This window comes from uncultured Traorella sp. (assembly GCF_944327115.1).
Classification (GTDB): domain Bacteria; phylum Bacillota_I; class Bacilli_A; order Erysipelotrichales; family Erysipelotrichaceae; genus Traorella.
Map to the genome: position 1 here is coordinate 38,259 of NZ_CALVGS010000122.1, position 13,748 is coordinate 52,006.

General features: G+C 40.0%; 13 protein-coding genes and 1 other annotated feature. All 13 genes read left to right on the forward strand.

The window, feature by feature from the left end; translation table 11 throughout:
• The first annotated feature begins 3 nt into the window (after nt 1–3).
• The 13 genes from Q0K35_RS10360 to Q0K35_RS10420 all read left to right on the forward strand — a co-directional run bounded on the left by Q0K35_RS10360 (nt 4) and on the right by Q0K35_RS10420 (nt 13,687).
• The gene (locus Q0K35_RS10360) at nt 4–636 is read left to right on the forward strand and encodes a manganese catalase family protein (protein ID WP_294562788.1); all 633 of its coding nucleotides are present in this window, start codon (nt 4–6) and stop codon (nt 634–636) included.
• Between the two features lie 188 nt (nt 637–824).
• Nucleotides 825–3,458, forward strand: coding sequence for a Cna B-type domain-containing protein (locus tag Q0K35_RS10365; RefSeq protein WP_294562789.1), 2,634 nt, complete (start codon nt 825–827; stop codon nt 3,456–3,458).
• Nucleotides 3,459–3,463: 5 nt separating this feature from the next.
• Nucleotides 3,464–3,793 (forward strand): hypothetical protein, encoded by a 330-nt coding sequence (locus tag Q0K35_RS10370; RefSeq protein WP_294562790.1) that lies wholly within the window; start codon nt 3,464–3,466, stop codon nt 3,791–3,793.
• Between the two features lie 125 nt (nt 3,794–3,918).
• Nucleotides 3,919–4,623 (forward strand): hypothetical protein, encoded by a 705-nt coding sequence (locus Q0K35_RS10375; protein WP_294562791.1) that lies wholly within the window; start codon nt 3,919–3,921, stop codon nt 4,621–4,623.
• Complete coding sequence (gene sigK, locus Q0K35_RS10380) at nt 4,620–5,324, forward strand: RNA polymerase sporulation sigma factor SigK (protein WP_294562792.1); 705 nt, start codon at nt 4,620–4,622, stop codon at nt 5,322–5,324. Before Q0K35_RS10375 ends, sigK begins: the two co-directional genes overlap by 4 nt.
• An 83-nt stretch (nt 5,325–5,407) precedes the next feature.
• Complete coding sequence (locus Q0K35_RS10385) at nt 5,408–6,184, forward strand: SigB/SigF/SigG family RNA polymerase sigma factor (protein ID WP_294562793.1); 777 nt, start codon at nt 5,408–5,410, stop codon at nt 6,182–6,184.
• 41 nt (nt 6,185–6,225) lie between these two features.
• Entirely contained in the window at nt 6,226–6,462 is a 237-nt protein-coding gene (locus Q0K35_RS10390) for a hypothetical protein (protein ID WP_294562794.1), read from the forward strand.
• Between the two features lie 108 nt (nt 6,463–6,570).
• A complete protein-coding gene (locus Q0K35_RS10395) occupies nt 6,571–7,143 on the forward strand; it encodes a hypothetical protein (RefSeq protein ID WP_294562795.1) in 573 nt (190 codons plus the stop codon).
• 97 nt (nt 7,144–7,240) lie between these two features.
• A complete protein-coding gene (gene sepF, locus Q0K35_RS10400; RefSeq protein WP_294562796.1) occupies nt 7,241–7,636 on the forward strand; it encodes a cell division protein SepF in 396 nt (131 codons plus the stop codon).
• The gene (locus Q0K35_RS10405; RefSeq protein WP_294562797.1) at nt 7,620–8,372 is read left to right on the forward strand and encodes a YlmH/Sll1252 family protein; all 753 of its coding nucleotides are present in this window, start codon (nt 7,620–7,622) and stop codon (nt 8,370–8,372) included. The genes sepF and Q0K35_RS10405 overlap by 17 nt, the downstream gene beginning before the upstream one ends.
• Before the next feature lie 11 nt (nt 8,373–8,383).
• Nucleotides 8,384–8,842, forward strand: a complete 459-nt coding sequence (locus Q0K35_RS10410) for a DivIVA domain-containing protein (RefSeq protein WP_294562798.1) — start codon at nt 8,384–8,386, stop codon at nt 8,840–8,842.
• Nucleotides 8,839–9,037, forward strand: a binding site (T-box leader). (Overlaps the previous gene by 4 nt.)
• Nucleotides 9,038–9,072: 35 nt before the next feature.
• Nucleotides 9,073–11,820, forward strand: coding sequence for an isoleucine--tRNA ligase (gene ileS, locus Q0K35_RS10415; protein WP_294562799.1), 2,748 nt, complete (start codon nt 9,073–9,075; stop codon nt 11,818–11,820).
• Nucleotides 11,821–11,842: 22 nt separating this feature from the next.
• The gene (locus Q0K35_RS10420) at nt 11,843–13,687 is read left to right on the forward strand and encodes a DUF5696 domain-containing protein (protein ID WP_294562800.1); all 1,845 of its coding nucleotides are present in this window, start codon (nt 11,843–11,845) and stop codon (nt 13,685–13,687) included.
• The last annotated feature ends 61 nt before the right edge of the window (nt 13,688–13,748 follow it).

The window sequence follows — 13,748 nt, forward strand, 5'->3', positions numbered from 1 at the left end:
TTTATGTGGACTTATGAAAAAATGCTTCAGTTTCCAGTAAATATCAAAAAAGCTGATCCAGAAATGGCCAGACTTATATTAACCGCTTTGGGCGGACCTGATGGTGAAATGGGTGCCAGCAATCGCTATCTTCATCAGCGTTATGCGATGCCTTATCCACAGATCGTTGCTTTATTAACAGACATCGGCAGTGAGGAAATGAATCATATGGAGATTGTGAGTGCTATCGTACGCCAGCTGACCAGAAATTTATCCTCGAAACAGATACAAGAATCCGGTTTTGACGCTTTCTATACCGATCATACTTTAGGTATGTATCCAGTAAGTGCCAGCGGTGATCCGTTTATGTCACATTATTTCCAATCAAAGGGAGATCCGATCACAGACATGCATGAAAATATGGCTGCTGAACAAAAAGCCCGTACGATGTATGAAAACCTGATCCGTATGGCTGAAGATGATGATGTGATTCGTCCATTAGAATTTTTACGTCAGCGTGAAATCGTGCATTACCAAAGATTTGGTGAAGCATTGGAGATCATTCGCCGTGAACTTGACTGCAAGAACTACTATGCCTTTAATCCGGGCTTTGATAAAAAAGCATCAATGGAAGACAGAGGACTTGAATCAAAATAAATTGAAGCACTTCGGTGCTTCTTTTTTATATAACGATAAAAAAATAAATCAAAAGGTAGACATTTTAAGAAGGGTATAAAAGATGTCAAAAAAACTTTAAATATCTGCTTTATCTTTTCATTTTTATTATAAAACCAATGAAAGAAATTGTCTGATTTATCGTTCAATGGAAAGGAGAAAGAATAAAAATGAAGAAAATGGTAAGAAAATGGCTTGCCTACTTATCGGCATTTGTTTTAGCGTTGTCTTTATTACCGGTAAATATCAAGGCAATGAGTATCACAGATGAAGCAGATTTACAAGATGCCATCAATCAAGGCGGGTCGGTTTCAATTGATTCAAATATTGAATTAACAAAACCATTGACAATCAGTCAAGATGTCACGCTGACAGGCAATGGATCGCTTGTTTTATCAACAAAATGGGAAAATGATACAACGTCTCCGATAACTGTTGAAAAAGATGCAACGTTAATTTGGGACGGAGTCACGTTAGATGGAGGAAATGGAGAGCTGAAATATGGAAAAGAAACTGCTTCAGCAATTATTGTAAAGGGTACGCTGATATTGGAAAGCGGCACGATTACCCGTTTCGTTAATCATGTTTCAGGAAATGACCGTGGAATCATTTATGTCGATGGCGGTACCTTTCATATGAATGGCGGATCTGTATCAAATAATAAATTACTAAGCGGAAACTATCAGGGGATCATTTATTTAACGAACGGTGCATCTTTTGATTTACAGGCAGGGATGATTTCAGAGAATCTTGTTTATGATACGCAAGGTGCTTCAGGTATCGTTAAAGTAGATAACATCAACGGGAAAAATGTCTTTGTCATGAATGGCGGTATGATCAATGAAAATGGAAGTACAGCTGTTTTTGTAGGCTCTCTTGACTCTCGTCCAAATGGAGTGGCTTTGTTTACCATGAATGGTGGTACGATTGCCGATAATAAGATGGATGAGGCCTCCGGTAATACATGGTATGGACGTGCCATCTATGCTACTAATGGCGGTGTAACGCTCAATGGCGGAACAATTTCCGGAAATGAAAGCCAATTTTATGGAGGCGCTGTTTATCTAGTTGCCAATTCGCTGTCAGACGATCATACAAAATCATTTTTTATCATGAATGACGGCATAATTTCAGAGAATCATTCCATGTATGGCGGCGGCATATTAGTCACAGGCGTATCTAATACGAATTATGAGTATCATGTAGAACTGAATGGCGGATCAATCGTGAATAATTCCGCAACACGTCAAGGCGGCGGTATTTATATCGTTAGAGGACAGACAATTCATTTACATCATGTGGTCATTTATGAGAATACCGCAACTAAGATCGGTGGTGGCATCTGGACCTGTTCCACTGGTGATTTAAGAACTTATATTACGAATGGCGGTGCTGTTTTTGATAATCGTGCAGAAGGCGATGAAAGCGGATCTGCCGGTGCAGATTTGGCCTTTGTACAACATGAAGGTGAATCCAATGATTTTATCTTAGCTGAAAGAATCATCGGCGGCGGTAAGGTAAGCTACTATGAAGATGGCGGTGTTTACGCAGTGAATGATCCGGGTGAAGGGACGGATGGCAGCGGTATGTATTATTTAGGCGTATCCGATGGCAGTGCGCGTTTTGATGCAAATGATCCGGGTGAAGCGGTCACGGTTGCTGATATTTCAACAGAAAGCTATGCTTTGATATCAAATATCAGTGATAATGCGAAATCTTTGTCAAAAGAGTCAGCAGCTTTAGTAATTACCGGTAACACAGCGGATCGCGGTGCCGGAATAGGTGCGAATGGCAGTGTTGTTATTGGAGATGCACCTAATGAGGAAAATGTCGAATATACATTAATGGTCAATAAGGAATGGAATAAAGATATTCCTGAAAATAAAAAAACAGCCGTTGAAGTTGCATTAATGGCAGGCGGCTATGAATTAGATACGGTCATCTTAAATGCTGACAACAATTGGAGCGCCAGCTTTACAGGTCTTCCTGAAGGAAATTATGCAGTAAGAGAGGTTCATCTGCAAGAGGACATGGAAGCGACGTACAGCAATGTAACCTTAGATGGTTCAACATATAAAATAACAATAACTAATAATGCCCTGCCTGTCACCATTAGCGGTACGAAAACTTGGGATGATGCGAATGATCAAGATGGCATCAGACCGGAATCAATAATTGTTCGTTTGTGGGCTGACGGCAAAGAGGTGGCTATCCAAAAGGTAACGGCTGAGGATAACTGGACATGGCTATTTGAAAACTTAGCCCGTTATCAGGACGGTAAAGAAATTAAATATACGATCAGCGAAGATGATGTAGATGGTTATCAATCTATGATCAATGGCTATGATATTACAAATCATCATCAGCCAAAAACCATGAATATTACGGTGAGCAAAAAGTGGGATGACCATGATAATGAAGGAAATAAGCGTCCTGAAAGCATCGTTGTCAAGTTATTTGCAGATGGTACTGATACAGGTAAGACGATAACGCTGAGTGAAGAAAATCAATGGATGGATAGCTTTGATGGTCTAGCCGTTAATAAAAATGGTCAAAAGATCGTATATAGCATTTCAGAAGTAAGTGTTGAGGGTTATACGACAAAGATCACAGGTAATGCTGCTTTAGGTTATACGATCACAAATACTTTGAATACCACGACAGAAACTTCGGAAAAGGATGAATGGCCTGAAACCCCGAATACTGGTGATTCGCTTCATATTTACCTGATGACAACAGCCGTATCTTTATTGATCTTATGTGCGATCAGTCTTATGAAATTTAAAAAAGAGTTTTCTAATTAAGCGATATGAATATTGATAAGCTTCATCAGGAAATATATGACATCGTACAGGATGACACAAAAACGGCACTTGTCGTAAAATTAGTAATTAAAAATAAAAAAGAAGAAGAAGCGAAACGAAAAGAAAAAATTATAAACGGCATCAAAGCAGCTCAAGATAAAGGAGTCGTATTTGGAAGACCCAAGAAAAAGATTCCCGAACAGTTTGATATCATCTATGAGATGTATGAAAAGCATCGCGTATCAAGCCGAGCAGCTGCCAGAATGTTAGGTGTTGCTCAAAGCACTTTTCTTAAATGGTGTAATGAGCATGAGTGTTCAGAAGTTCATCAATAAAATTCCATAAAAAGATAAATGAACAAAGCGGTGGTTTAACGCCGCTTTGTTTTTATGACTGCATGTCATCTAAAAAGTATGACAAATTATGATGGCTGGTTTTGATAGAGTGAAGAGGGGTGATTATGGAAAGCTATGTTGAAATTACATTTATGCATAATCTTTTAATCAGTGCTTTTTCACTTACATCTTCACTGGTCCTTTCCAGAAAACCGATGAATCGTTCTCATTTCTGGAAGATTCTTTTGATGGTGACGATATTGCCAAGCTTTCTGTTTTGTGAAAACAGCATGACGTGGATATGGCTCAATGAGATCATCATGTTTTTATTTCTTTTTAAAGAGAGAAATCATACGTATTTATTGTTTGTGACATTTCGTTTATTATTTCATTTGATTTATTATATGTTGTTTGAAGGAGTTATTTATCATTTGCAGTTTTTTGTTTCAGATATTTTCATGGTCTTTCTTGCTGATATGGTCGTTGGTTTCTTTTATCTGATTTTATTGTCAAAAGGACGATATCATCTTTCCGAAAGAGATTTTCTTTATTGCTTTGAAATGAATCATAAAAAGTATAGGGGCTATGTTGACAGCGGCAATCTGGCAACCTACCGCTCTCTTCCTATCATATTTGTGAAAAGAAGCATTTATGAAACGATAAAAGCTCCCGCTACCCTCATTTTGATTGAACAGGTGGTGGGAATTGAAGAAGTCGAGGGAATCAAAAGTGAGATCATCATGAATCGAAAAAAAATTCAAGTCATCTGTTGTCCGCTGGAAGGCGATTATCCTTATGATGCATTATTAAATATGAAAGGAATCCTATGAAACGATTACGCAAGCTGTTTGCCTGGCTGTTTAAGCCTAAAGAAGTCAGATATGTCCATTATATAAAAAGTAAGGAAGGGCTTCCCAAGCCTTTAGAAGGTGAAGAAGAAAAAGAAGCCCTGGATCTGTTGATGAAAAAAGATGAAGAGGCTCGCAAAAAGCTGATCGTGCATAATCTTCGTCTTGTCGTTTACATTGCTAAGCGTTATGAGGTCAGCAGCAGTGAGATGGAGGATCTGATCAGCATCGGTACGATTGGCCTGATCAAGGCGGTCAACACATACCGGACGGATAAAAATATCAAACTGGTGACCTATGCCTCACGATGTATTGAAAATGAGATCTTGATGTTTTTGCGTAAGAAAAGCAAAAGCCGTAAGGAGATTTCTTTAGATGAGCCGTTAAATGTTGATTATGACGGCAATGAGCTTTTATTAGGGGACATTATCGGTACTCAGGGAGATCTTGTCGAGAAGGCCTTTGAACGCAATGAAAATAAACGTATATTATTAAAAGCCATTTCAACATTGAATGAACGGGAGAAGATGATTCTTCAGATGCGCTATGGCATCGGTGAAAATGAAGCAACCCAAAAGGATATTGCTGATAAGCTGGGAATCAGCCAAAGCTATATCTCACGTTTGGAGAAACGTATTTTGATGCAGCTGAAGGCTACGCTGACAAGTGCTAAGGGCAAATAAGGACGGCTGGAAATTTTAGGAAGAAATTGAATTGAATACTCACTCACTTCTAAGGGAAAAATGTAAGTAAGAGGAAGTGGATCATGAGTAAATTCAAGGTTGATATATGTAATGTAAATACTGCTGATTTGCAGGTGTTGAGCGTCAGTGAAATGAAAGAGGCCTTTATTCGTTACCAGCAAGGAGATGAGAGCTATAAGGAAGTGCTTCTTTTAGGAAATTTAAAGCTGGTTTTAAGCATGGTGCAGCGTTTTTCAAATCGCTGTGAAAATATGGATGATCTTTTTCAGGTGGGGTGTATCGGCCTTGTAAAGAGCATCGAGAATTTTGATTTATCTCATGAGGTGCGTTTTTCGACTTATGCGGTGCCGATGATCTTGGGAGAGATCAAGCGCTATCTGAGAGATAATCAGATGATTCGGGTTTCAAGAAATTGTAAGGATCTGGCTCATCAGTGCTTTCGTCTGAAAGAAGATTATTATCATGAATACAGCATGGAGCCAAGCATTGAATATTTATGCGAGATGACTCAGGCGAAAAGTAAGGATGTGATTGAAGCGTTAGACTCGTTTCAAAGCGTCCTTTCATTATTTGAGCCGATCTATAACAGTGATGGGGATGAGATGTGTCTGGTTGATACCATAGGTGATTCAAAAGATGAAATTGCCCTTTTAAGTAATGTTCTTACATTACGGATGAGCTTGAAGCAGCTCAATGAAAAAGAGCTGGATATCTTAAATAAACGATATTATCTGGATTATACGCAAAGTGAGATCGCAAAGGAGCTGGGAATCTCCCAGGCTCAGGTATCACGTTTGGAAAAAGGCGCTTTAAAATGTTTGAAAAAGAATTTTGAGTAACATGTAAGCAATGTGAGCATAGACTGAAGCAGGGTGATTGCATGAAACTGAGCGAGCTGATGAGCAAGCAGGTCATATGTGTTGTGGATGGTAAAAATATTGGTTTTGTCAGTGATGCGATCTTAACACATGATCTGAAGATCGTTTGTATCATCGTGTGCATGAAACGAAGAGGTCTGGCTCGTTTTTGTCCATTCTTGTTTGAACCGGAATGTGAAAAGATTGCAGTTGATTGTATCGTGAATATTGGTTGTGATGTCATCTTAGTCAAACGATAGCTGAAGGCCAGAGGCCTTCTTTTATATTGTTTAAATGATGCAGGGATTATGTTAAGATAGAATTGTAAAAGACACAGATTAAAATTTTTCTAAAGAAAGGGGAATTAGATGAATAAAAAAAGAATCGCTGCTGTGATTGTCGTTGTCATGCTTGCAGGAATGAAGCTTTTTTCGGATCGAATCTATTTTCAGAGAGATTCAAATCTAAGCCAGAAAGAATTCTATGAGCATTTTCATCTTCAGCCCATCTCTGAAGAGTCAGGTTTTGAAGAGTATTTTGTCAATGTTATTTATGATAATCCATATGTATTCTTATTCAGACATGATCCGACTTATGTGCAAAGATATTTCTGGAGCGTGAATGAAAATGAAATCTATTCGGTCGAGTTAGCGGCTTGTGATAGTAAGAACGGTTATAATGTCAATCGTATAGGTGACCATAAAAATTATGATGTTGTTTATACTTATGACTTAACTGTCAATGGCATGGATGTTTATCTGGAGATGGTCAAAATGCTTTATGATTCTGTTGTTTATGATTACCGGATGAGCTTTGAATATAAAGATAAATATTATTCCATAACTTTATACGGCATGGATGATCCGGCGTATCAAAGTCATGATGGATTAAATGAATATTATCATCATTTGATCGTTAGGCTGATAAATGAGCTGTTTTGATAGGGAAAAGGCGGAAATATCTTCTCTTTTTAATTTGTTTATTTTCAACTACCAATAAAATGGTTTTGTGTTATAATAATGAAGTGTGGAGGTAATTATGAGTATTAAGGAGAAGTTAAAGGATTTTATTAGTCCGGATGATGAAGAATTATATCTGGATGAAGAAGAAGTAGAAACAATCAGCAGTAAATACGAACAGCCTCGTTCAAAAGCGATGGCAAATGCACATATTGATGCGAAAATGGTTTTATTTGAACCTCGCTCTTATGAAGAAGCCCAGGAAATTGCGATTCGTTTGAAAGAAAATAAGGCATGTGTTGTCAATTTGCATCGTTTGCCTCATGATTATGCACAGCGTACGATTGATTTCCTGACAGGAGTGATCTTTGCGTTGGATGGAACGATTCAGAAGATTGGCCCTAATATTATCTTATGTGCGCCTAAGACGATTGGTGTTGGCGGATCGATCAATATAGATGGGGACGACGAATAAGAACTGGCTCGTTCATTTTAAAGGAAATGAAACACTGGCACTTCGCTTTGATGATCAGATTGAAAGTCATTTAAGAACCGGACGTCGTATTTTAACGCCTTTTTTGGATGAAACTCAGCAGGAAGTCTTAAAAAAGGTGGCCGGAAACCGGATCACGCTTTCTTTTTTTGGCGGGTATGAAAATGCAGAGCGAAAAAGAGCACTGATCGGCGGAGAAAATGATTTTGAGATCGTCCAGCTTAGTGCAAAATGGTCGTCGTTTGACCGTATTACGCATTCGGACTGTATGGGTGCTTTGTACAACTGTGGATGCAAGAGCGACCATTTTGGCGATATTCTGGTGAATGAGAATGAGGTCATCGTCTTTGTGTGTCAAAGCATTGCGGAATATGTGATGGATCATTGTACCCAGATAAAAAGAAGCCGGATCGTTTTTCATGAAGATGACCGCAAGATTGAAAAATCTGTGAATATTGAGAGGTTTCATAAGATCGTGACAACGCTTCGCTTAGATTCGTTGGTAAGTGCCTGTACGAATCTTTCACGTGCCAAAGCGCAGCATTTGGTGCGTGCAAAAAGTGTAAAAGTAAATCATATTTGTCTTGAAGATTGTGCATACTTGTGCAATAATGGTAGTATTCTATCCATTCGAGGATATGGAAGATTTTTGTTTGAGGGCGTTGTCAAGGAAACCAAAAATCAGAAGTATGTCGTCAGTCTGGGAAAATATAAGTAAGGGGTGAAGTTATGGGTGATGTGAAATTTGATACGATGCGCAATGGCTATAATCGCTATCAGGTGGATGATAAGGTCGCTCAGTTAACCAGTGAAGTAGAAACCTTACAAAAAAAGCTGGATCTGTATGTCAGTCGTCTGGATGAGGTTGAAAAGCAGAGTGCCAGCTATAAAGAAAAGTATCTGACGCTTGCCGGTGAGATCCGCATCAAGGAAAAAGCGGCGGAGGATATTGCCCGCATTGCTTTAAAGGAAGCCAATGTGATCGTACAGACGGCCAATGACAATGCGGATGTGATCGTGAAGGAAGCGTTGGCGAGTGCTCGGGCGATCCTGATAGAGGTCAATAAGCTTGGCGAAGAAACAGGTGAGATCAAACAGCGGATGATCAAGGAACTGGATAAGCTGGATCAGGCGTTAAGCGAATTTGAGGTTCCGCGTAAGATCGATCTGAACTTGCTTGAAGAATAAATACGATGAATAAGACATGTCTTATAGATGGGATCAATAGAGAGCTGCTGGCTGGTGGAAAGCAGTGTGAAAGCTATAAGGAATCACTTAGGAGTAGGTTAGGCGATAGGTAGCTTAACACGTAACCTTGCGTTAAAAGGATGAGTGCACAGGTAATTTGTGAACTAAGGTGGTACCACGTGAAGCGTCCTTAGATGAGGCGCTTTTTTTTATTAAACAGGAGGGATAAAATGGACTATAAAAGTACGCTTAGAATGCCGCAGACAGATTTTGAAATGAGGGGAAATCTTCCTAAAAAGGAACCTTTGTTTCAGGAAAGATGGGAAAAAGAGGATCTTTATCATGAAATGCTTTCAAAGCATGACGGATACCCAACTTTTATTTTGCATGACGGTCCTCCGTATGCGAACGGAGATATCCATATCGGACATGGATTAAATAAGATTTTGAAGGATGTGATCGTCCGTTCAAAGTATAAGGCCGGCTATCAGACACCGTTTATTCCGGGATGGGATACCCATGGTCTGCCAATTGAAACGGCAATTACCAAATTGGGTTATGACCGTAAGAAAATGCCGATCAATGAGTTTAGAAAGCTCTGTTATGACTATGCCTTGAAGCAGGTCGCAAATCAGATGGCAACGATGAAGAAGCTGGGTACAGTTGCTGATTATGATCATCCATATATTACCTTGCAGAAGGAGTATGAAGGACATCAGATCGAGATCTTTGCGAAGATGGCGATGGATGGTTTGATTTATAAAGGCTTGAAGCCGGTTTACTGGTCACCGTCCAGTGAAAGTGCATTGGCAGAAGCTGAGATCGAATACAAGGATGTGAAATCACCGACGATCTATGTGAAGTTTCAGGTCAAGGATGGCAAAGGTATTTTAGATGAAAATGATTATTTTGTGATTTGGACAACAACGCCTTGGACGATTCCGGCAAATTTGGCCATCTGCCTGAATGAGCGATTGGAGTATGCATTAGTAAAGAGTGAAAAAGGAAATCTTCTGGTTTTGAAAGAATTAGTAGATTCACTTTGGGAAAAGTTTGGTTTAAAAGAAAAAGAAATCTTAAAAACGTTTAAAGGAAAAGAGCTGGAAGGCATTACGACCCGACATCCTTTGTATGACCGTGAAAGTATCATTATTTTAGGTGATCATGTTACTGCAGATGCCGGTACAGGCTGCGTCCATACGGCTCCGGGCCATGGTGTCGAAGACTTTATGGTCGGCTTGAAATATGGCTTAGAAGCTTATTGTCCGGTAGATGAACACGGCTGCATGACGGAAGATTGCGGCGATTGGCTGAAGGGACAGTATGTAGATGATGCCAATAAGACGGTAACATTGAAGCTGGATGAAGTAGGCGCCTTATTAAAGCTGGAATTTATCACGCACTCTTATCCGCATGACTGGCGTACGAAAAAGCCGATCATCTTCAGGGCAACGACACAGTGGTTTGCTTCGGTAGATAAGATTCGTGAGAAGCTTTTGAGCGAAATCGAGAAAATTGACTGGAAGCCGGCATGGGGCGAACAGCGTATGTACAATATGATCAAGGATCGTTCCGACTGGTGTATTTCCAGACAGCGTGCCTGGGGCGTTCCGATTCCGATCTTCTATGCAGAGGATGGTACGCCGATCATGGATGAAAAGGTGTTTAAGCATGTTGCTTCTTTAGTGAAGAAATATGGCAGCAATGTCTGGTTTGAAAGAGAAGCAAAGGATCTTTTGCCTGAGGGCTATACACATCCGGGTTCACCGAACAATATCTTTAAAAAAGAAACGGATACGATGGATGTCTGGTTTGATTCGGGAAGCTCACATACAGGCTGTATGGTCGAAAGAGGCTATTCATTGCCGGTAGATCTTTATTTTGAAGGCAGTGACCAGTATCGCGGATGGTTCAATTCTTCATTGATCGTTTCTACGGCTTTCTATGGCTATGCACCTTATAAGCAGGTCTTGTCACATGGATTTGTCATGGATGGCAAGGGCGTAAAGATGAGCAAATCACAGTTTAATGCCGTTTCTCCTGCAAATATCATGAAGCAGTATGGGGCAGATGTGCTTCGTTTATGGGCCAGCAGTGTTGATTATCAGGCAGATTGTGTCATGAGCGATGAGCTCTTGAAGCAATGCTCTGAAGCATATCGTAAGGTACGTAATACCTTCCGTTTCATGTTGGCAAATATCAATCCGAACGATTTCACAAAAGAGGATTTATTAGATCCGAATGAATGCAGTGTTGTTGATAAAGATATCTTATTAAAATTAAATGAGGTTTCTGATAAAGTAAAGAAAGCTTATGCCGACTATGATTTCATGAGCGTAACTTCGACATTGTCAACTTTCATGAGCAATGAACTGAGCAGTTATTATCTTGATTTTGCGAAGGATATCCTCTATATTGAAGCACATGATGATGTTCGCCGCCGTCAGGTACAAAGCGTGATTTATTATTGTGTGGATACGCTGATGCGCTTATGGGCACCGATTTTGGTTCATACCTGTGAAGAGATCAATGACCACTTTGATAAAGGTGAATCGGTACATTTAAAAGAATTTAATGAAAACTATGAAATCAATGATGCACAGGCGATCCGTGAGAAGATGGCACGTTTGATGGAATTGCGCAGTGATGTATTTAAGGCATTGGAAGAAGCACGTGCTGAAAAGAAGATCGGTAAATCATTGGAAGCAACGGTCTATATGCATGTCAGCGATGCCGATCAGAAGATCATTGATGAAGTTTTGGGATGTAAGCTGGCACAGTGGCTGATCGTAAGTGAAGCGATCCTGACGGATACACCTTTAAAGAAATATGAAAGCTGTGAGGTGAGCGTAGAAAAATGTCAGGGCAAGGTATGTCCGAGATGCTGGAATATGCATGATGACAGTGATGCTCATGAATGCTGCAACCGCTGCGTTGAGGTATTAAAGAAAGAATATCCACAAGTTCCTATTTTATAGGAACTTTCTTATGGGAGTGTATATGAAGGTAAAGGTTAAAGATACAGTATTGGAATGTTTTGCTGATGGGAGCTTGAGCATTGAAAATGAGCATGTTCAATGGATCAGCAGAGAAAGAGGAAAGATTGTTTTTGGTGAACATCAAATTGTTTATTTTGATGAGATGAAGGTACAAGAAGTTTCCTATAAAAGCGGTGTAGGAGAAGGGATCCGTCACTTGTATGAGTGGCAAGAGATTCGTTTTGAAACGCTGGTTTGGATCGAATATGCTACGGGAAATGTTTATTTTGAAGTGATTCCGGTTCACTTTGAAGATGATTTTGAGGCGCTTTACTGGCCGGGTCATTTTGAATTTGAGCGCTGTTCAAGGGAATGGATCACATTGTTGCCGCATATGCAGGGACTTATGATTCCTAATGATTATGAAAATGAATGTACACGATTGAATTTTGACGGTCAGTTCTGCAGCAATGGTGCTTATATGCCGTGGATGGCACAGATCAAGGATGGGCATGGTTATATCATGATCTCATGTACGCCATGGGATATGGGATATCAGGTCGATCATCCTGCAAATGGACCTTATACCCATGTTTCTATGCGTCATCTGTCTTCTCTTGGAAAGCTGGCTTATCGCAGGGTCATGCGGATGGTGCTTCAGGAGGATGCCACGGTGACTTCGATCTGTAAGCTTTATCGTCAATATGCCTTAGAAAAAGGAAATCTGGTAACATTACATGAGAAAGCTGCACGCTGCCGTAATGTAGATAAGCTGATTGGCAGTGCGATCCTGCATAAGGGAATCAAAACGCATCTTTCAAAGGACTGTGAATTTTATGATCATGAGCATCCTGAAAAAAATGATCATGTGGTTTCATTTGATGCAAGGGCTGAAGAAATTGAATATTTTCATGAGCAAGGCATTAAAAAGCTGTATCTTCATTTAGACGGATGGGGAGAACCGGGTTATGATAATGCTCATCCGGATTATCTTCCTGCCTGTCAAGAAGCAGGCGGCTGGGAAGGCATGAAGAAGCTTTCGGATACGTTGATGAAGTATGATTATATGTTTGGTCTGCATGACCAATACCGTGATTATTATAAGCGTGCTGCCAGCTTTGATGAAGATTCTGCCCTCATGCAGAAGGATGGTCATATCTTTGAACAATGCCGCTGGGCAGGGGGTGCCCAGTCGTATCTGTGTGCTTCCTTGGCTCCTTATTATGTGAAGCGTAATTTTGAAGAGGTATTAGCCCATGATATTCATTTAGAAGCCAGTTATCTGGATGTCTTTACTTGTAATGAACCGGATGAATGTTACAATGAGCGTCATAGGATGTCACGAAAGGAATGTTTGGAATATCGTGAAGCCTGTTTTCAATATCTCTGGTCAAAAAATATCTTGCCGAGCAGTGAAGAGGTGAATGACTGGGCCGTACGTTCACAGGTATTTGCCCATTACGGTCCTTATGATTTTATGCTGAGAATGCCGGATGCTGCGCGTTTAGGTATTCCGGTTCCTTTATGGAATCTTGTCTATCATGACTGTGTGATCTTGCCTTGGCCGATGGATCATACCGGTAAGGAAGATTATATGCTGTATGCTTTATTGAACGGCGGGGCTGCCTATGTTGATAAGGATGGGGCTTATCCAAATGTGGATGGAGCCTTTGATTACCATAAAAAAGAATTGGATGAAGAAATCCGGCGGTATCGCATCGTTGCTTCTTTACAGGAAAAAGTGGCAAAATGTGAAATGGTAGAATTTGGCTTTATCGATCAGGATTATAAAAAGCAATATTCTGTCTTTTCAGATGGGACACGGGTAGAAATCAATTTGAATGATAATACGTATCATATACGGTAAACATGGATCATAAGGTCCATGTTTTTATTAAAAAAGATAGAAAAATCGTGGCTCTTGTGAC

Coding starts and splice junctions, on each gene's coding strand:
- Q0K35_RS10385 (WP_294562793.1), top strand. CDS start 5,408: ATGAGTAAATTCAAGGTTGATATATGTAATGTAAATACTGCTGATTTG.
- Q0K35_RS10410 (WP_294562798.1), top strand. CDS start 8,384: ATGGGTGATGTGAAATTTGATACGATGCGCAATGGCTATAATCGCTAT.
- Q0K35_RS10375 (WP_294562791.1), top strand. CDS start 3,919: ATGGAAAGCTATGTTGAAATTACATTTATGCATAATCTTTTAATCAGT.
- Q0K35_RS10405 (WP_294562797.1), top strand. CDS start 7,620: ATGGGGACGACGAATAAGAACTGGCTCGTTCATTTTAAAGGAAATGAA.
- Q0K35_RS10420 (WP_294562800.1), top strand. CDS start 11,843: ATGAAGGTAAAGGTTAAAGATACAGTATTGGAATGTTTTGCTGATGGG.
- ileS (WP_294562799.1), top strand. CDS start 9,073: ATGGACTATAAAAGTACGCTTAGAATGCCGCAGACAGATTTTGAAATG.
- Q0K35_RS10370 (WP_294562790.1), top strand. CDS start 3,464: ATGAATATTGATAAGCTTCATCAGGAAATATATGACATCGTACAGGAT.
- Q0K35_RS10390 (WP_294562794.1), top strand. CDS start 6,226: ATGAAACTGAGCGAGCTGATGAGCAAGCAGGTCATATGTGTTGTGGAT.
- Q0K35_RS10395 (WP_294562795.1), top strand. CDS start 6,571: ATGAATAAAAAAAGAATCGCTGCTGTGATTGTCGTTGTCATGCTTGCA.
- sigK (WP_294562792.1), top strand. CDS start 4,620: ATGAAACGATTACGCAAGCTGTTTGCCTGGCTGTTTAAGCCTAAAGAA.
- Q0K35_RS10365 (WP_294562789.1), top strand. CDS start 825: ATGAAGAAAATGGTAAGAAAATGGCTTGCCTACTTATCGGCATTTGTT.
- sepF (WP_294562796.1), top strand. CDS start 7,241: ATGAGTATTAAGGAGAAGTTAAAGGATTTTATTAGTCCGGATGATGAA.
- Q0K35_RS10360 (WP_294562788.1), top strand. CDS start 4: ATGTGGACTTATGAAAAAATGCTTCAGTTTCCAGTAAATATCAAAAAA.